General features: G+C 33.7%; 18 protein-coding genes. 1 reads left to right on the plus strand and 17 read right to left on the minus strand.

The annotated features are described in order from the left end of the window. Nucleotides 1-239 precede the first annotated feature (239 nt). The 17 genes from AM499_RS09740 to AM499_RS09820 form a co-directional block, all read right to left on the minus strand. A complete protein-coding gene (locus tag AM499_RS09740; protein ID WP_156316787.1) occupies nt 240-584 on the minus strand; it encodes a DUF7957 family protein in 345 nt (114 codons plus the stop codon). A 14-nt stretch (nt 585-598) separates the two neighbouring features. Then, a complete protein-coding gene (locus AM499_RS09745; protein WP_053590030.1) occupies nt 599-2,266 on the minus strand; it encodes a ribonuclease YeeF family protein in 1,668 nt (555 codons plus the stop codon). 621 nt (nt 2,267-2,887) lie between these two features. After that, a complete protein-coding gene (locus AM499_RS09750) occupies nt 2,888-4,540 on the minus strand; it encodes a M20/M25/M40 family metallo-hydrolase (protein ID WP_053590031.1) in 1,653 nt (550 codons plus the stop codon). Between the two features lie 36 nt (nt 4,541-4,576). Continuing rightward, nucleotides 4,577-5,299, minus strand: coding sequence for an amino acid ABC transporter ATP-binding protein (locus AM499_RS09755; RefSeq protein WP_053590032.1), 723 nt, complete (start codon nt 5,297-5,299; stop codon nt 4,577-4,579). Further along, nucleotides 5,274-5,969, minus strand: coding sequence for an amino acid ABC transporter permease (locus tag AM499_RS09760; protein ID WP_053592157.1), 696 nt, complete (start codon nt 5,967-5,969; stop codon nt 5,274-5,276). The genes AM499_RS09755 and AM499_RS09760 overlap by 26 nt, the downstream gene beginning before the upstream one ends. 288 nt (nt 5,970-6,257) lie before the next feature. Continuing rightward, entirely contained in the window at nt 6,258-7,082 is an 825-nt protein-coding gene (locus AM499_RS09765; protein ID WP_053590033.1) for an ABC transporter substrate-binding protein, read from the minus strand. 31 nt (nt 7,083-7,113) lie between these two features. Next, the gene (locus tag AM499_RS09770) at nt 7,114-7,860 is read right to left on the minus strand and encodes an SDR family NAD(P)-dependent oxidoreductase (RefSeq protein WP_053590034.1); all 747 of its coding nucleotides are present in this window, start codon (nt 7,858-7,860) and stop codon (nt 7,114-7,116) included. A gap of 13 nt (nt 7,861-7,873) precedes the next feature. Then, entirely contained in the window at nt 7,874-9,460 is a 1,587-nt protein-coding gene (gcvPB, locus tag AM499_RS09775) for an aminomethyl-transferring glycine dehydrogenase subunit GcvPB (RefSeq protein WP_053590035.1), read from the minus strand. Between the two features lie 22 nt (nt 9,461-9,482). Next, nucleotides 9,483-10,871, minus strand: coding sequence for an aminomethyl-transferring glycine dehydrogenase subunit GcvPA (gene gcvPA, locus AM499_RS09780; RefSeq protein ID WP_053590036.1), 1,389 nt, complete (start codon nt 10,869-10,871; stop codon nt 9,483-9,485). Nucleotides 10,872-10,892: 21 nt separating this feature from the next. Next, complete coding sequence (locus AM499_RS09785) at nt 10,893-11,666, minus strand: SDR family NAD(P)-dependent oxidoreductase (protein WP_053590037.1); 774 nt, start codon at nt 11,664-11,666, stop codon at nt 10,893-10,895. Between the two features lie 357 nt (nt 11,667-12,023). Then, a complete protein-coding gene (locus tag AM499_RS09790; RefSeq protein WP_053590038.1) occupies nt 12,024-13,421 on the minus strand; it encodes a sigma-54 interaction domain-containing protein in 1,398 nt (465 codons plus the stop codon). 620 nt (nt 13,422-14,041) lie between these two features. Then, nucleotides 14,042-14,431, minus strand: a complete 390-nt coding sequence (locus AM499_RS09795; protein ID WP_231687548.1) for a GntR family transcriptional regulator — start codon at nt 14,429-14,431, stop codon at nt 14,042-14,044. Between the two features lie 14 nt (nt 14,432-14,445). Beyond that, complete coding sequence (locus AM499_RS09800; protein ID WP_156316788.1) at nt 14,446-15,909, minus strand: hypothetical protein; 1,464 nt, start codon at nt 15,907-15,909, stop codon at nt 14,446-14,448. A gap of 121 nt (nt 15,910-16,030) precedes the next feature. Further along, nucleotides 16,031-16,732: an ABC transporter ATP-binding protein gene (locus AM499_RS09805; RefSeq protein ID WP_053590040.1), complete on the minus strand. Its 702-nt coding sequence runs from the start codon at nt 16,730-16,732 to the stop codon at nt 16,031-16,033. Between the two features lie 52 nt (nt 16,733-16,784). Beyond that, a complete protein-coding gene (locus AM499_RS09810) occupies nt 16,785-17,564 on the minus strand; it encodes an ABC transporter permease (RefSeq protein ID WP_053590041.1) in 780 nt (259 codons plus the stop codon). Next, complete coding sequence (locus tag AM499_RS09815; RefSeq protein ID WP_053590042.1) at nt 17,561-18,469, minus strand: ABC transporter ATP-binding protein; 909 nt, start codon at nt 18,467-18,469, stop codon at nt 17,561-17,563. The genes AM499_RS09810 and AM499_RS09815 overlap by 4 nt, the downstream gene beginning before the upstream one ends. Beyond that, entirely contained in the window at nt 18,450-18,704 is a 255-nt protein-coding gene (locus AM499_RS09820) for a PLD nuclease N-terminal domain-containing protein (protein ID WP_053590043.1), read from the minus strand. The genes AM499_RS09815 and AM499_RS09820 overlap by 20 nt, the downstream gene beginning before the upstream one ends. A 189-nt stretch (nt 18,705-18,893) precedes the next feature. Here AM499_RS09820 and AM499_RS09825 point away from each other — a divergent pair, with 189 nt between their 5' ends. Continuing rightward, nucleotides 18,894-19,433, plus strand: coding sequence for a helix-turn-helix domain-containing protein (locus AM499_RS09825; RefSeq protein ID WP_053590044.1), 540 nt, complete (start codon nt 18,894-18,896; stop codon nt 19,431-19,433). The last annotated feature ends 293 nt before the right edge of the window (nt 19,434-19,726 follow it).

The following is a 19,726-nucleotide window of genomic DNA, read 5'->3' on the forward strand; positions in this document are numbered from 1 at the left end:
TATAACCACTTCATTTATTTTGGTGGTGTTTATGTTCTACTGCGGTTTTTCTTTTGAGAAAGGAGTGGCATGTAAACATGCATAAAAATGTGCAAGACTTTTCTTCAATGAATTTCGAAATGACTTGGTCACGATAAAAATTATGAGAAAGTGTGCATAAGTTAAGGGTTTGAAAAATCAATGATAAATAATAACAATAGCCACCTTTTATAGTAGACAACTTAAAAGGTGGCTTAATTTTATTTTACAATATCTTTTTTTAATATCTTTCCTGTATTTTCTGAAATAAAAACACGACGTCCGTAAAAGTCAGTTGCTCGGATTTCATCTCCATGAATCACCATTTGCTCATAAGGTAATCTGAGATAATCTACTACTAAACTTTCTACCCTCCAAAGAACATCTGCTGTATCTGTAACAGCATAAATATTATCTAATGTATTGTCATTTTGAGGAATTGACAATAAAACTATTAATTTATTCTTAACCATCTCTAATTGTCTTATTTCATGGGAAAATTCGATGCTATTTCCATTAATTATTAATATTTTTTCATTATAGCTAACATTCATATTAGTCGCCATTCCCTTCATAGTTATTATGGTAATAACCTAGGATTGGTAAATTCTCCAATCCTTTTACCCATTAAATCAAATTGAACACCACCGCCTGCACCCCATCCTTCCAAAGGATTTACAATTCCTGTTCTCAAAACAGTATCTGCAGGTACATTTACATCTGTTATATATTTAGGAACTGCTGGCAATGCAAATTTATCTCTAATCTGTTGGGGAGTAAGTTCAGCTATATCTTCTGCTTTCATTAACCAACCTCCGAATTGACCCGATACATCCCCATCATATACTCTAACAAATTTTGTATTTTTTGATAATTTAACTTCGGAAACAATCGTACCTAGTTTATATGGTGAGTTTTCATAGCCCATATTATCTTTCCACCATTTATTTGCTTCATCGGCGGAATATGTTTTTATTTTTGACCATTCAGCTCCACTAACTACCTTTCCACTATAACCTGTACCCTTAACTCCACTTTCAACTTCCGCCATATTAAGCAGTTGATCCTTATACCCCGCGCTATTCACCACGTTATAAGGTATCTCTCCTGCCATAGCCAGCTGAGGACGTGGGGTGTATGGTAATAGATTGACTAGTGATGAACTTGCTCTCTTCGTCGTTGCAACTATTGTTGGGGCAGCTGCTTTGACTGCAGTGGTTCCTGTCTTTACGATGGCCGTTGTACCTTTTGTTCCTATAATAGAAGTTGCTACAGTCCCGATAGCGTAGGTAACCCAATGTGCACGGGAATTGGCATCACCATTGACCATATCTCGGTCATAGGATTCGGAGATTGCCGTTTTAATGGTGTTATAAGTCTCTACAGGATTTGTGACTGCATTCACAAGACCATCGAGAGTTGCCTTAGGGTTTGTGATTGTATCCCATAGGCCAACCACGAAATCTTTTCCCGAATCATAGAGACCCGTCCCTATTCCTTTAACTACCTCTATACCAGTATCCACTATAGTATCATTCTCACTCTCCACTTCCGCGGAGTCAATATCGGAGTTAGCGGATGTGGTCAAATCGGTTAAGAGCGGGTTACACGAAGCCAAGGCTGCCCATTGATTTGTTTGAAAATGTACATCGGTAAGTCCGTCTTTAAATAACCCCTCTAAATCCTCAAGCCAAGTTTCCATTGTCTGCATATCTTGTTCAATTGCCGTCAGTGCGTTCGTCTGAGATGAATCGAATTCGTGAAGTTGAGTGACCGTGTCATCACGTTTCCTCTTAGAATTAATGACTCCCTCCTGTACTCCGCTATCATCTAAGTGGGGTAGCCCGACAATGTCACTTACCTGATCCATGATACTGTTAGTTTCATCAGTCAAACTAGCTGTCAACTGGCCGATCAGCGTAAGTCCTTGTTCCAGCTCGCCTTCAAGGAATTGTTCTAGTATGTAGCCTGCCGAATCAGGTTCGAGTGAGTGAAGAGCTGCCTCCATCTGGTGAAGAACTTGTTTGAAATTATCGGTGAACAATTGGAAATATTGAAGAAATGGCAAATGGCACTCTCCATAAAAGGAGCGAATGGCATTCCCTCCCTCGCCTTTCAATTGATCCTCCATCTGTACGAGCCCATCGACTGCTCGATGGACTGCTTCTATTTCACTTCTTATCCTGTCTAGCATAGTAATGTTGCGTTGAAGCCCATCTTGAAATAAATCTACATCCAATATTTTCATAGGCCTTGCCTCATCGAGCGTTTAGAAATAACCACTTCACAATATTCTTTATTATACAATAATACCCCACAGGTGAACATTCTTCTCCCCCTCTAGTAATTCATCAATAGTTATAATATTCCATTTTTGAACAAGGAGGTAAAGATAGAAGTAATAATTTTCACAAAAACAAACCTTACGAATTAATGGGTTAAAAAAATACTATGACTCTTAAACTACATTCCAAAGAAAATAGTGGTTATATTGATAGAGTTGAAGAGGAGGTTCATTAAGTACTATCTTCTTTTAGAAAATGCGAAAAAGCACTTGTTGCCTTAAAGACAATCAAATGCTTTTTGACTTTATAAGTATTCATGCAAATCTTATTCTTAACCTGATTCTGTAGGTTTATGGCTTGTTCACAACACTTTAATGCTAAATGTATCTTTTAGTTATCGTTCTCATTTCCATAACTAATCCCTATCTATTGTTCGGTCAACAACTGTTACTATATACCAACGTTACCTCTCTGTATATCCAATACATAGTGAGATAAATTCTAGAAGGCTAGGTTCACTCGTTCGAGACCTATCGAGCCCTTTTTCTAATAGAAGGCTCGAATCCTTCTGGATGAGATATGAGTTAGTTACTTAGTAATTTTTCTATCACTAAATTTGTTAAATTAGGCATTATTTCCATCGTATATTTTAATTCAGTTCTCTCATATCTATTGTGTGCATCATAACCATATGGACCTATATTAATCGCTGGAATATTCAATTCTCTAATTGCATCATAATCTACAAAATGTTTCGTTCCCCAACTTGGGTTATTACTTATAACTGACTTTATACTGTCTTCATCGTCATTTATAGCTACACAGCTCATGTCACAGATGTACGGGAAATAATTTCTTTGTACAATAGGTTTATTATAATGAGGTTGAACTTTTTCAATGGCATGATCTAAAGCTGCTAATAGATTTTTTTCTTTCTCATTTTTTCCGGTCACCTCTACGCGTGGAGAATAGAGTGAAGAATAAAAAATAACTATAGCAGGAGTCTTATCTTTTTCCCATTTCCAGGCTTCTTCAACAACTTTTGCTGAAAACATACGTACATCCAATTCTTTGTTTTCTAATAAGTTTTCTTTAAAGTTTTTCATATGTTCTTTATAACTTTCACCATGTTGTGAAATAATCGATTGTTCTAGTTCCTCAAAAAACAACACTCTAGTTTTCCATGGCAATTTTGTATATTCTTGTTCGCTGATTTCACAATATCTCTTATAGTGATTGGTCAAGTTTGTTATTACATTATTAAATGCAATTTCAGCTTGCTCCTTTAGTTTTTCAAGAACTTCTTTAGGAGACCACGATTGAACAAAGAAATTATAATATACATATGAGGCAAGAGCTGTTTGAACTGTATACGTATCTTTAAAATCAGTTTGCTTCAGAGTTACAGGTGGCATAGGGGTTTCACCTAATGATTTATCACATAGCTCAGGATTATACGCAATTTGTCTAGTTAGCTCTGCCGCAATATAATTAGGATCAAGCCCTTCAAAGCTAGAACCAACATGTGTTTCAGCACCCGTTATATAGAAAGATGGAAGCAACTTTCCGACACTACCTTTATAGATATATCTATTTTCATCACCTTCATACCTAGGTGCAACAAAATCGGAATTAATTAATGCTTCATATTCAAAGCCGTATTCTGTTTTCATTTTTTTCAAATCATTTAGACCAGATAATACTCCATGTGAGCTGTCTTCCTCATCACACTCAGCAAAGAACACAATATTGCCGTTCAACTCTTCAGGGTGTTCTGAGTAATATTTTAATAGATAATAATTACTTGCAACGCCGCTTTTCATGTCTAGTGTTCCTCTGCCAAATAACCATTCATTTGATTCCAAATGTTCTTTAACTAATGGCGGTATCTTTTCATGTTTTAATGCTTCTTGTAGATCATTAGGAAAACAGGCTTTTTCTTTCAAGCTATTATAATCATCAATTCCTACTGTATCAGTATGCCCCATTAATACGACTGTTTTATTACTGCTACCTTTTGTACCTTTAACAAAAGCAAATACGTTATATCTTTCAATCTCATCATCTACCGTTTGTGAAGTAAACACGTAGTCTGGATTTTTTTGAAAGTATGGTATGTTAGAAATTATTTTGACAAGTGATTTTGATATATCAATTTCACCTTCAGTATTAACAATACTTTCAATATTTACAAGATTATTAGTAATTTTTAAGACTTCATCATACGTATTTATCATCTAAGTCCACCCCTAATTAAATAATCAAGTTAATATTTATATAACTTGCTGTAAAAATCTTATTGTTCTAGCTTCTTTTGGAGCTTTAAAGAATTCTTTTGGATGACCCTCTTCAATAATCTTACCGTCAGCTAACATAATCACCCTATCCGCAACTTCTTTTGCAAATCCCATTTCATGAGTCACAATTACCATTGTCATACCATCTCTCGCTAAGTTTTTCATTGTTTCTAATACTTCCCCAACCAACTCTGGATCTAATGCTGATGTAGGTTCATCAAACAGCATGATATCTGGATTCATCGCAAGTGCCCTTGCAATAGCAACACGTTGCTTTTGCCCCCCAGATAACTGGTCTGGATAATAATTAGCTTTATCAGCAAGGCCAACTCGATTTAATAATTCCATTGCTTTAATATTCGCATTTTCCCTACTTTGCTTCTTAACATTAATTGGTGCTTCAGTTATATTCCGCAAAACACTTAAATGGGGGAATAAATTGAAATGTTGAAATACCATACCCATGTTTTCTCTAACGTGGTTTAAATTTGTTTTTTCAGTATCAATAAGCTCATCGTTGATACTAATTGTACCTTCATCTAATATTTCCAAAAAGTTCATACATCGTAACAATGTACTTTTTCCTGATCCACTGGCTCCAATTAATACAACTACTTCTGATTTCTTGATTTCTAAATTTATATCTTTTAATACTTTTAAATTACCAAATGATTTAGAAAGCGACTTCAACTTTATCATGTTTTTTCCCCTTTCCAACATCCATTTTCTTTTCAAGCTTATTGAAAAGCAGTGTGAATATTAAAACTAAAATCAAATAATAAATACCCACTACAAAATATGTTTCTAGAGGCATATAATTGGATGCTTGAGCAGATAAAGCATGGTTAAATAACTCTGATACTGCAATATAGGCTACTAATGAGGAGTCTTTTAATCCAATAATGAATTGATTGGCCAACGCAGGAATAGCCCTCTTAAAGCTTTGTGGTAAAACAATCCTTCTCATCGTTGTGAAATATGTCATTCCTAAAGATCGTCCCGCCTCCATTTGTCCCTTATCAATAGATTGAATGGATCCTCGGAAAATTTCAGCAATATATGCTCCAGAATGGATTCCTAGTGCAATAGCTCCAGCTGTAAAATCGGATAGAATAAATACACTAGAAATACCATAGTACAGGAACATTAGTTGTACTATAAGTGGCATACCACGAACAATGAAGATATAAGCATTAGCAATGCTTTCTAATATTTTTATATTTGAAACCTTAAAAAAGGCAAAAAACAACCCAATAATACATGCGATAATTAGCGAAGTGATTGTTAATTTAACGGTCAATACCGTTGCTTTTAAAAATTCTATTCCATGTGTATTGAATATCGATATTATACTTTCAAAAAACTCCAAATAGATCACCTAACCTCTTTAAGTAGTATGGATTGTCTAAACGCCAAAATCTGTTCTTAATTAAAAGATATATAAAAAACATCTATATAAGCTATAGGTGATAGTGCGACAAAAAACAAAACAGCTAGATATACGGATGCGCCATCATTCTTAAAGGCATTTTAAAAATATGGTTCTACAAGAATGAATCAATACGACTCTTAGTCAAGAAAAAAAGTACTTGAAAAGTCTTAATTTTTACCTAGTATGTTAGAAACATACTAGGCACCTTTTCCATTTTAAAAATTTTTATTTTAATAGATCTTCGCCAAACCATTTTGTACTTATTTCTGTGTAGGTTCCATCCTCAACCATTTCTTCAATTGCTTTGTTAATCGCTTCTAGTAATGCTGGGTTATCTTTATTAATGGCCACTGCAATTTCCTCGGTTTTAATAATATCTCCCAATGTTTGAATTTCTAAGTCAGACTCTTGAATCGCTGAAATGCCTACAATTCTATCTGTGATTACTGCATCTAAACGTCCTGAAGGAAGATCTTGTAATGCATAAATCTCACTAGGAAATTCTTTAATTTTATCTGTATATTTTTTTGCATCCTCCACGTAAGTACTAGCTTGCGTAACACCTATCGTTTTCCCCTTCAAATCATCTAAAGTTTTAATATCTTTATTTTCACTTGAGATAAACACTGTAGCTCCGGAAACATAGTACGGATCTGAAAAATCAACTTGTTTAGCCCTCTCCTCAGTAGCTGTCATACTCCCAATAATTGCATCATATTTTTTTCCTCTTAACCCCTGTATGATTGTTTCCCATGGGTTTGTTACAGGGTTTGGCTCAAGACCAATTCTCTTTGCAATTTCATTTCCAATTTCCACATCGAATCCAACTAACTTTTCATCTTCTTTATAATTTAAAGGTTTTAGTAAACCACTCATTGCAAATGTTAATTTCCCATCATTTACTAAATTCATATCTGAAGTTGCATTACTTCCTTCAGCTTCTACTTCACTTGCGGCTGTTTCAGGTGTTTCACTTGCATTTTCTTCTGCACATGCAACCATTAAAGTAACTACCAATACCATTAAGAAACAGAATAATATTCTTTTCATAAACATCCCCCTTTGTTTTGTAATCCAAGTTTCAAGATAATTCCCCACCATCAATTGCGATTGTTTGGCCTGTAATATACGCCGATTCTTCAGAAGCAAGAAAGGCATATAAAGCAGCTACTTCTTTTGGATCTGCATGTCGTTTCAAAGGAATACCTGCATTTACAACTTCCAACATCTCAGGTGTGTACTCAGCCATTTGCATTGGTGTTAATACATATCCTGGACATATAGTGTTAACCCGAATTATAGGAGCCAATTCTAATGCCATCGTCCTAGCTAAAAGATTAACACCAGCTTTCGAAGCATTATAGTCTGCATAGAAAGGATGGCCCGTAACTCCATTCGTAGACGCTGTCATGAGGATAACCCCCCTCCCCTGTTCAACCATTATTTTCGCTGCTGCTTGGGAAGTATAAAACACACCGTTTAAATTAATATTTAAAACCTTATTCCATTGTTCTGGCGTAATATCGAGGAATTTTGATCGAACGCTAATACCAGCATTCGCTATAAAAACGTCCACTCCACCTAAATCGTTTTTAATATTTATAAAGACATCATTAACACTTTTAGGATTACTAACATCCACTACATATCCTTTAGCAATGCCAAGGTTTTCTTCCAACTTCTTTTCAATACTTTCTGAATTAATATCTAGAATAGCTACTATTGCTCCCTCTTCTACAAAACGTTGTGCAGTGGCTAAACCTATACCACTAGCCCCTCCTGTGATAACAACTATTTTCTTTTCTAAACTACTATGTTTAGTTCCCATTTTAAGAAACCTCCTAATAGTTATAGCTTGTTATTTTTTCCTGATTTTTAATTTTTTCTTGATATACTCTCCATGAAATACACCACTTAGTTGGATCATCCAAATAATCAGCTTCAATTAACTGATGAATCGTACTATTTTGTGGCGCATTTTTCACCACTTCTGGATTTTCATAAGCTTCCTTCGAAATCTGTTCAAGCGCTTGGATATATTCATCTAAGTCTGCCTTAGAATAGGATTCTGTCGGCTCTAGTGTAAATGGTTGCGGCACAATATATGGATGGTGACTGGTCCAATAATGCAAACCAAAGTCTGTCATGCGACGTTGTACATCCTCTGTTGTTACGCCAGTTTCTTTCTCTAGCTGTTCCCAACTATAACGAACTTGTTCCAGGCGTTGTCCCAGTACATACGGTGCACTTGCGCCACGAATTTTTGTTACTTTACTATATAAATAGTTATTATTTAACACAGCAGTCTCTGCCACTGCTTTAAGGCCTTCCGGTCCTAATGCACGAATCCAAGCATACGAGCGTAAGATGGTTTGTGCTACGCCGTGGAAAGAACGTACCTTTCCAATTGAGTGCTCTAATTTCTCATTTAATACATATTGATTGCCATTTTTTTCAACAATCGGCCCTGGTAAATAAGCTTTTAATTCCTCTGTTACACCTAGTGCTCCCGTTGCTGGTCCACCGCACATGTGAGGAGCTGCAAACGTCTTGTGTAAATTGAAGAAACACATATCGAATCCTGCTTCTTTTGCACGTGTAATTCCTAATAACCCATTGGCATTCGCTTGATCGTAGTAACAGAGACCACCTACATCGTGTACAATTTTTGTAAACTCTTTAATTTTTGAATTGTAAATCCCTGTATCCTCCGGGTTAGCAACTACAAAACCAGCAGTTCTTTCGGATACAACTTCTTTTAACTTTTCAATATCCGGAAATCCATTTTCATCTGGATGAACGGTAATAATTTTATATCCCTTAACAACTGCAGTTGCTGCTTGAGATGGATGAGAAAAAATCGTTGTAATAATTTCATTACGATGATCTGCCTCACCCTTCACTTCAAAATACTTACGCACAATCGATGCCATCGCAAATAATGCCTGGGTACCCCCACTAGGTTGGAAAGAGAAAGCATCCATACCTGAAATCTCACGCATAGCTAGGTCCAAATTGTGAATTATTTCTAACATCCCTTGAACTGTACTTACATCTTGTAGAGGGTGTAACTCCATCATTTTTGAATTGCGTATTAATAACTCATTAATTTTTGGAATGTACTTCATCGTACATGTCCCTTGACCAATTTCAACATTGAAATCAGAACCTAATGTTTCCTGAGAAAGACGCACATAATGTCGTAATACACGTGCTTGGCCGATTTCTGGTAAATTTGGCTTACTTCTTCGACTCATATTTTGCGGTATACTAGTAACAGCATCTCCCACTGCATCTACAATTTCTTGCGGAGCTTGCGGTACTTCAACCCCAACTTCTCCAGGCTGATGCAGTTCAAAAATAATAGGCTCATTCCACTTGGCTTGATGAAAATTTACATTTACAGTCTGTCTTTGAATTTTTTTCACGGTAAAGCTCCTTTCTAAAACATTACTTAGTAACAATTTTTGATAAAACACTTACTAGGCGATCGATATCTTCTTTGGTATGCACTTCAGTTACACAATAAAGTGCTGATTGACCATATTCAGGGAATTCTAACGATAAATCCTTTCCTCCAAAGACCTTTTGTTCTAATAATTGTGCATTGATCTCTGCAACTGTTAAACCTGTGTCATTAAAATCAATGACAAATTCCTTAAAGAATGGTGATGTAATTCTCGAACCTCTAATATTTTTAATTTTATTTAGTTGCATCACTGCATACTGACTGTTTTGCATAATTGCCTGACCTAAATCGTACATACCATTCGGTCCAATCAACGATAAATAAACACCAGCTGTAATGCCCCATAACGCTGTTTGTGTACCTACAGATTCTTTACCGTTTTCTCGATCTGCAAAAGACGTACGATCATACGCAATATCTCCAAAACCATATTCGCCATCATTTAATGTGGGAATTATTCCAAATAATCGACTTGGATACTCATTAACAAATACAGGGTCATTATGTGTCGCAATAAAGCCAGCTTGCCCACCACTGTAATTCATGTGCATGCCCAGTGGTTGAAGGTCTCCACACACAATATCAGCTCCATATTGACTTGGAGGTGCAAGTACACCAAGAGAAATTGGATCTACTCCCACTATCATCAATGCTCCATATTTTTTCGCAAGGTTAGAAATTTTCTGACCTTGTGATTCAATAAAACCTAAATATGATGGATTTTCAAAATAAATAACTGCAACATCCTGCGATAATTTTTCTTCTAAGTCAGCTAAATCCATTAACCCAGTATTAAGATCAAATTTCACACCTTCAAATGTTAATTGAGGCGTACCATAGTTTTTAATAATCTTCCTTCGTTCAGGTGAAACTGTATTGGCAAGCAAGACTCTTGAACGTTTTGTGATTCGACTTGCCATACGAATCGACGTAGAAGCTGCTTGCCCCCAATCGAAAGTTGGGACATTCACTACATCCATATCTACAAGCTCAGCCATTAGACTTTGATATTCGAATAAGGCTTGGAAACGACCATGGTCTTCGTAAGGTTCCCCTGCATAAGCCGTTAGAAATTCTGATCGTTGATTCACTTCATCACATACTGCCGGTATGAAATGTTGCCAACAACCAGCCCCTAAAAAGTTAATGTACTCATTTGCACTTTTATTCTTATTTAATAGCCCTTCAATATGTCGGCGTAACTCTAATTCATTTAATGCTTTTGGGATATTCAATTTGCTTTTTAACTGTAATTCTTCAGGAATACAAGAATAGAGTTCCTCAATTGAATTCACACCAATTTCATCTAACATTTCTCGTTTTACTTCTGAAACCATATTCGGAATATACGGATGAACTTTTTTGCTCATTTAAATACCTCCTAATAAATTTTATGCTAAGCCTCCACCATCAACGGTCAATGTAGTTCCGGTAACCCAAGAAGATAAATCACTTGCAAGGAATAATACTCCTTTAGCAATATCTTCAGGTGTCCCTAACCTTGCCAAAGGTCGATCAACTGCTGAACTTCGTAAGAAACTATTCTCTTCTATATCTAGTTGGATTGCCTCGTTTCGTAATAAAGGCGTATCCGTGTCCCCTGGGCAAATACAATTCACCCGAATGTTCTCTGGTCCATGATCAATGGCCATGGCTCTTGTTAGATTTACGACTCCTGCTTTAGCAGCACAGTAGGAAGCTGCTTTGTCTCCACCTTTTAACCCCCAGCCCGACCCTGTATTGATAATACTTCCTCCACCATGTTCACGCATAAGTGGAATTAAATATTTAGATAATAAATAAACACCTTTTAAAGAGACATCGATTACCGCATCCCACTCAGATTCTTCTAATTCAATCACTGTTTTTCTACGAATAATACCTGCATTGTTAAAGAGTATATCGACTTTTCCGTATTTTTCTTCCAACAACTGTGCCACGCGTTGGCAATCTTGAGCATTTGTCACATCACACTTCATAAATTCAATGGCTAAACCAGATTCTTGAAGTCTTTTTTCCACTTCCTTTCCTTTTTGCTCATCAATATCGAGAATGACGGTTTTTGTCCCCACCTCACTCAATAATTTAGCGGTTGCAAGACCAATTCCCGAAGCACCTCCTGTAACTACAGCAATTTTTCCAGCTAATTGAAAATAATCTACCAACTAAATCTTCCTCCTTTTTTTTCATCACTATTTATATAAGCAAGAATCATGCCAAAAGTATAATGCTGATTTAAGAATGTTTTTAATTGTTTGATAGATAATTTTTTGTCATTTTTGTCATTTCGAATTCACTTTTTGTCAAAATACACTGGATAATTTGAAGTGTTTTTCCAAAAAACTAATGTTGCGTTGAAAAGTAGTTTAACTAACCACCATTGACCATAAAAACTAGCGCAAATATAAAGAGCATGTTTTGATTAATCAAGTCTCAAAACATGCTCTAATTTAATAAAACTATTTAATTTTCTTTAGGGATAAATTTTTCTAAGGCTAGTACCAACTAGAACTACAAGGTAACTAAATTTCATTTTCAATAACAACTTTTTTTAATTTTCTGTACAGCGTTCTTTTACTTATGCCTAATTCTTCTGCAACACGTTCCTTTCCTGCTGTATCATTTCCGTATTCAGCTATTTTTTGGCTGATTAATTCCAGTTCCATATCCTTTAAAACATTAGGAATTTGCATATTTTTCTTTCTGATAATGTGATTTGGTAGGCTTGCTTTAGTTAATTTTAATGAATTTTCCATTACCATACTATACTCTAAAACATTTTCTAACTCTCTAATGTTACCAGGCCAATTATAGGATTTTAATTCTTCAAAGAATTCCTCTGAAAAATCGTTAATAAATTTCCCTGTTTTTTGTTGAATTTTTTCTAACAATGTGAAAATTAAATGCTCTAATTCATCCTTTCTATGTCTTAGTGGTGGCAAAGCTATCGGAATTACATTTAATCGATAATACAAATCAGCACGAAACTCCCCTATTTTCACCATTTCTTCTAAAGGTCTATTTGTTGCAGCAACAATTCTGACATTTACTTTCTTAGGTTCAATTGAGCCTACTCGATAAACAAATCCATCTTGTAAAACTGTAAGTAACTTAGCTTGTAGGTGCAAAGGTAATTCAGTAATTTCATCAAGAAATAGGGTGCCTTTATCAGCAATCTCAAAATATCCTGGTTTCCCCTTTCTTTTAGCACCAGTAAATGCCCCTTCCTCATAACCAAATAGTTCACTTTCAAATAAATTTTCTGGAATACTAGCACAGTTAATTTCTACAAATTTTCCTTTATGAGAAATGCTATTTGAGTGAATATATTTAGCTAACAAACTTTTTCCAGTTCCAGTTTCTCCAGTTATGACAATGGATGAAGAGCTATTTGCAATATTATTTAACTTGGATTTAACAAATTGTAAATGTGGGGAATCACCTAATACATATTTTGTGTCAATTTCAATTCCAGTATTAGTTTCAAGTGATATATAGAATCCCAAATTATTTTGAACATCAATAATAATTTCACCTAGTCGAGCTAACCAATATTGATATTTCTTCTGTTCAGAAAATAAATTTTTTTCACCTTCATCCGTAAAACTCACAAAAGTTAAATATCCAAAATGACGATCATCTTTGACTAAGTTCATAAGTATTTCTACTTTGGATGGACAATTGTTTTGAAACCTACAGCCTATACACATATTCATTTTCCCAGGTTTCTGTACATACTGAAATGACTCAGAGTAAAATTTTTGGAAGAAAGGCAAATGTACTTGCTTCCCTTTTTGTTTACGATATTCATCTGTAGCTGAGAGAATTTCCCCTTTCGGAGTGAAAAACGCTATTTCTATTTGTAACAAATCCCCAAATAAATTGATGATGGATTGAACTAGCTTGTAATTACTTGTCATTATATAGCCCCCTAAGAATATAACATGTGCATTATTTATCAAAAGTTATAAAATAATAAATAGATTTACTAGTTTGAAGTTTCTTCTAGTGATTTATTATAATCACATAAGTACTTCTTATAGCTGAATACCATTTATTAAGCATTACTTTTTCAATATTCTATCAATAAATTCTTCTTTGAGGTATGAAATAATTTAAACAATTCTCCAAAACTATAAAAGGTATGGTTTTAGAAAAAATTATTAAATTTTAATGTATAACGTTTTACTCAATTACGCATAAGATTATTTCTGATATTAAATTTATCATATTAGCACTACAGGTCCTAAAAATACTTGCTAAGATACTTATCTATTACCATCCTTAATAAAATAGCCTTCTCTCCATTTAATATTTTAAATTTGTTCCACCATATATTTACTTAATATCACTAATTTTTAATTCAAGATTCGGATAACAAATTCGAAAAATTTACAAGCAAAAACCTTGAAAAGGTTATACCAATTCAAGGTTAAAATTTAAATAATTATAAGCTTCTGGATTAATCGTAGTTTTCGTTGCTAAATACTTAACTCTTATCGGGCTTGCCCTCAAAATGAAATAATCATAACACATTTTATCAGATGGAATATTTTTGTAAAATGCGATTAAATATCTGTTGTAGTTGTTCCTTACTTAACCCCATAACATATGCTTCCATTAAAATTTGTTCAAGATTAAATGAAATTTGATACAATTTATTGTCTTTAATAGAGGTTGAATGTCCAGTTAAAATAAATGCTTTGGTTTTTGGTTTGAGTGCTATCAAACCTTTTCGCTGAAGCTCTCTGTAGCTTTTGTGAACTGTATGTAGATTGACTTTTGTTTGCATAGCCATATTACGAATGGAAGGTAATTGATCGCCATTCTGCAAATTCCCTTTGGCCATTTCTAATATAAGTTGCTGAGTTAGTTGTTGATAGAGAGGAATTTTGCTACTTGTGTCCAATGTAAAATTCATTTTTCCCATCCTTCCTCTCCTATTTAGAACTTAAATCGATATTTACCTAATACTTTAAAAAATAAAGTTATGGTACTTCCGATAGTTAAAACTGCAATAATGATCGTAACTACCCATTGAGAAACATTCAACGCAAGTAAACAGAAATGAATGAATGTAATAACAATCAATATCGGAAATCCATATACTAGACTAATTAAAACGTTAGGATTAGATTTAACAGCCTCTGAAGGACTTTTCCATTCTAATAAGGGATGTTGCATATCATAAATAGGTGACAATAGATTATAACTTATGATTAATAATACTGTAATAAGTAATAGCAAAAGCCCAAGAGTATTGATACTTCCAAATAACATATAAATAGCGTAGCTGATTAAAACTGATAGGATACTTATTAACGAGGCAGTTGTAACTTTTGCTAGAAATACTTTTCGTCGATCTAATGGGATTGCAATACTAGGTGCATAATTCTTTCCCTCTCTTGAATATGGTGTACCACTAATATTGTTTACACAGCTAAAAAATAATATCATGTATGCAAATAGATGACTTTCATTGTCAGCAATCCACTGCGATTTCAACAAGTCCATCTGAACCACAATTGTGAATATAATTGTAAATAATGGTGATAGGATCAGAGTCAATATGATTTGCATTTTAAAATATGGCTCTGATTGAATAATCCAGAATTCTCTTTGTAAATAATAACCCCAAATATTTTTTGTTCTGTACATCGAAATTTTGGGCATTTTTTCAACTCTATTTTCAAGCAGTCCGTTTTTGTAATAGTTAACCGCTGTATTTTTAACAGTAGCGATTAATAATAGTATACAGATTAGTATTAGATTACTAACAATAATGAGAAAATCTATTAAACTATCTTTTGTTAATAGTGATGTTGTTATCGTCTTGATAAAAGTCTCTTGCATCGAAAGTCTATAACCCATATTAAGCAAATTTGCTAAAGTAGGGAAGAAATCTGTTAAGTCTGTTACATTAAAGCTCACTATAATTGCTTTTATTTTTTCAAATTGTTGAGTTATGAGATATATGATAGGGATAATACCTATTAAAAAAGCTAAAATCGTATTCGTAAATAAGTACAATAAGGAGCTAGGGAATAGTTTTCTAAAACGGTTCAGAATGGACAAAATAGATAAGAGAAACATTGCTGTAATTACATTTGTAAGAGTTAGGATAACCACCGTTTGTACTATTTCCACCAGATCATATTTTAAAAATAATAATAAATAAATTGGTATCTGCAAAATTCCAACTATAATTATGGGTAAAGCAAGCCCACTTATTACTTTTGCTATAACGATTTGTTTTGCTGAAATAGGTAGACTAGATAATATATAAAAATCACGTTGATTATATACAACTGAGACGGCAAAATAAGCTGTCAATATATACGTTAATCCCATTGAAAGAAATAAATTATAAAACAAATATTCCTCAGAGGTTCCTAAAAAGTAAATCATTATATTAACCCCTAGGTACTGTAAAGCTAAATAAAACATAGCAATGAGTAACATAATATAAAGGGCTAACTGCTGGGGCTTTGAATAGAATGATGCAATAAAAAATTTCACTAGTTGAAAATTAAACTTCATTTGCTTGTATCTCCATAAAAGTAGTTTCTAAATTTCCTTCTTGCAGCAAACTATCTACAGACTTATGCAAAACGATCTTCCCGTCTTTTAAAATTGCAATTGATTCGCACATTTTCTCTGCAATATCTAATAAATGGGTGGAAAAAAACACGGTTCCTCCATTATCAACATAATCCTTCATACAATTTTTAAAGACAAGAACAGCAAAGGGATCTAAACCATTTAACGGCTCATCCATAATGATGATAGGTGGACTAATCGTAAAAGCTGTAATCAACGCCATTTTATGGAGCATCCCATAAGAATACGTCCCCATTGGTTTATTAATACTCTTCTCCATCTCAAAAGCCTTGATAAAGTAATCGAGTTTTTCCTCATCTACTTTTTCATAGAGTTTTAAGACAAAGTGTATCCAATCGTATGCAGATATATTTTTAAATACATGAATAGTATCAGGGATAAAATAAAACTGCTTTTTATAAGTAATTTCATGTGATTTAGGTACATTATTAATCACTACTTCTCCATCATCTTGGTCTTCCAATCCAGTGATACAATGTAATGTAGTTGTTTTACCTGCTCCATTCGCACCAACAAATCCTAAAACTTCTCCTTTTCCCACCTGTAATTCTACGCCTTTTAAAACTTCTTGTTGACCATACTTTTTCTTTAGATTACGTATAGTTAACATACTTGTCCACCTTCTTTCCGCTTTGTATTCCACAAACTATCACTTGTTACTACTAAAATTTCTTTTTTCCAATCCAAAAATGCATCATTACTGTCATTACAAAAATAATTAGCAGTGTTGCTACAATATTAATCTCCCACCCAGTTCCCAAGTCCCCTGTAGTTAGAATGCTTGTTGCACGAAGACTCATACTTGCTGGATTCAAGGTATCTATTAGTGGGTGTAAGCCTGCACAAAAACGACATATCAAAAGAAAAACAATGCTTAGTAGTGCGATAAATGCGGGGCTATTAAAAAATGTACTCAACATAGTTACAAATGTAATTAGGAATAACACCCAAATACAATATAGGACAAACGCTAAAAGTATTTGCGAAATCGGGATTGTTGTAAATAAGTACGCAGTATATCCATATGACACTGAGTAACCGATTGCAATACAAATAACAGCCAGCAAATAATGGGTTAAAATCTTGCTGCCTATGTAAGAAGAAATAGACACTGGTCTCGTTAAAATAAATGCCAACATACCATTTGCTTTTTCAGATTGAATAACACTCATTGCAGCAACGACAAGAACAATCATTCCTAACTGATCAAACTGTGAGTTAAGTGTCGAAGCAAGTACCTCCCCCCCCAGAGGTTTTGCCATTTCCGGATCAATAATAATGCCCTCCACACCTCCAAGAGTTTCTAAAATAACCGGCAAATAATACATCATGATCGGTTGAGTAAGTCCTAATAGCACAAAAACTATTGGCAACCATATAATCTTAAATTCACCAATCATTTGATTGATTTCTTTTTTGCTTAATGCTAGAAAAGTATTCATACGTCCACCACCAATGATAAAAATATTTCTTCAAGACTCTCTTTAACACCCATTTCAAACTTTGTAAAACAAACTTTTTCATCCAATCCATTCTGTAATAATTGAGAACCATTTACTTCTACTTCATTTACAAATATTTTAAAACCATCTTCATAACTTACTATTTTCTTTACATACGGCAAATGTTCAATTTTTTGTAACCACTTTAAATCTTCTTTACGAATAGCTAAGTATATAGCACTCTCTTTATTACGATTGAGTAGATCAGATTTTGTGGCATCTTCTATTTTCTGACCATTTTTAATGACAACAAAGCGTTCACAAATTTCTTCTGCATCTCCCAATATATGTGTAGATAATAATATTGTCGTTTCTTTTTTTATCTCTTTCATTAAATTTAACACTTCTCTTCTTCCGATTGGGTCCAGTGCTGATACAGGTTCGTCCATGATAATCAATGTTGGCTTATGTAGCAGGGCTTGCGCAATTCCTAAACGTTGCTTCATTCCACCTGAAAAGTTTCCTACTTTGGTTTGCGCTTCATTTGCTAATCCTACCTTGGCTAATAAAGGAGGAATATCTTTATGTAATATATTTTTTGAAATACCCGATAGCGTCCCCATAAATAGTAAGGTGTCATATGCAGTCATCCATGAGAAAAAATTAGGGTACTGTGGTAAATAGCCAATTTGATTTTTCTTCGTTGAAATTTTTTGTCCATCAAGTAAAATACTACCTTCATCCGCATTTAAAATATCTGCAATAATTTGTATTAAGGTAGATTTCCCTGCTCCATTAGGACCGATTAATCCAACACATTCATTTGCATCCATTACCATTGAAAAATGCTGCACTGCCGTTTTATGTTTAAACTTCTTCGTAATATTATTGATTTCTAATCGCATGTTCGTTTACGTCCTTTCTGCCAATTGCAAAGTATAAAATAGGTCCAATTGTATTAAAAAATAAAATAAAAAAAGTCCACATTAATACATGTTCTCTTGTTGCTCTATGACGATATAAATCAATTAAAGCAATCATAATTAATAAAAGCGTTACTAGAAAAAAAGGTACAATGATTGGCAAAATACTTCCCCAATCAATTTTTGATATTTCATTTAAATCGAAGTGTAATTGCATGCAAAATTAACTCCTTTCTGTTATCATTATCAATAACGATAACAGAAATAGAAAGTAACTTCAATAACTTTTTTTCCCTGTACATTTACTTTCATTTATATTATATTTTTTGATAACGTTATCTTTAGTTGGAATGAATGTCTTTTATTATTGTTTATATCACTTTAAAACATGTTGGAGGAACAATTTATGCGCAACAAAGTAGAGGTAATAATGCACCCAGTGAGAATGAAAATTTTACAAGCTCTTATGCAAAATAAAGAAGATGGCGTAAGTACATTAGAAATGATAGCTATCATCAAAGATGTTCCACAAGCAACGTTATATCGCCATATTCAGATTTTAGTGGATGAAAGTATTATTAAAATCGTAAAGGAAAGAAAAGTACGATCCGTAACTGAAAAATTTTATGCATTAAATGAAGAAGCAGCTCGACTGAGTGAGGAGGATTGGAAGCATCTATCCAAGGAACAAAAACTAAATTATATTTCCTACTATCAATTAGTTTTATTATCGCAATACCAAAATTATTTAACTTTACTTGAGGTTGAGGAAAACATCGAAGACACAGCAACTTTTTCATTACTAGAGCTGACTTTATCCAGTGAGCAATTTACGCTTTTCCAAAATGAGCTAAACAATCTAATGATAAAGTATTATAAAATGAGTAACGTAAATGAGGAAACTAATACTAAAACAATTGCTGTTAACATTATTCCAAAACTTTAAAACCATAAGAATTAGCATTAAATCGGTTTTAGAGAACGCTTGAAATAGATAGCGAAAATGGTTTATTACAACTTCTGCTAATGCTTGTTAAAAATCTCCTATTTTAATTACTAAATTCAATTTTATGGTCAATATTTAAAGAGAAAATTAGTAATTTATTGATACGATTGAACGTGGAGATTAGTTATGTACTATTTAAGTTTAATCTCTTGTATATTTATTTCTTATGAGAAAAAAATATAAGAACTTTAATGTAATTATTTCATACCATTTAATGAAGAGTGTATGAAGGA

This window comes from Bacillus sp. FJAT-22090 (assembly GCF_001278755.1).
In the GTDB taxonomy this organism is placed as follows: domain Bacteria; phylum Bacillota; class Bacilli; order Bacillales_A; family Planococcaceae; genus Psychrobacillus.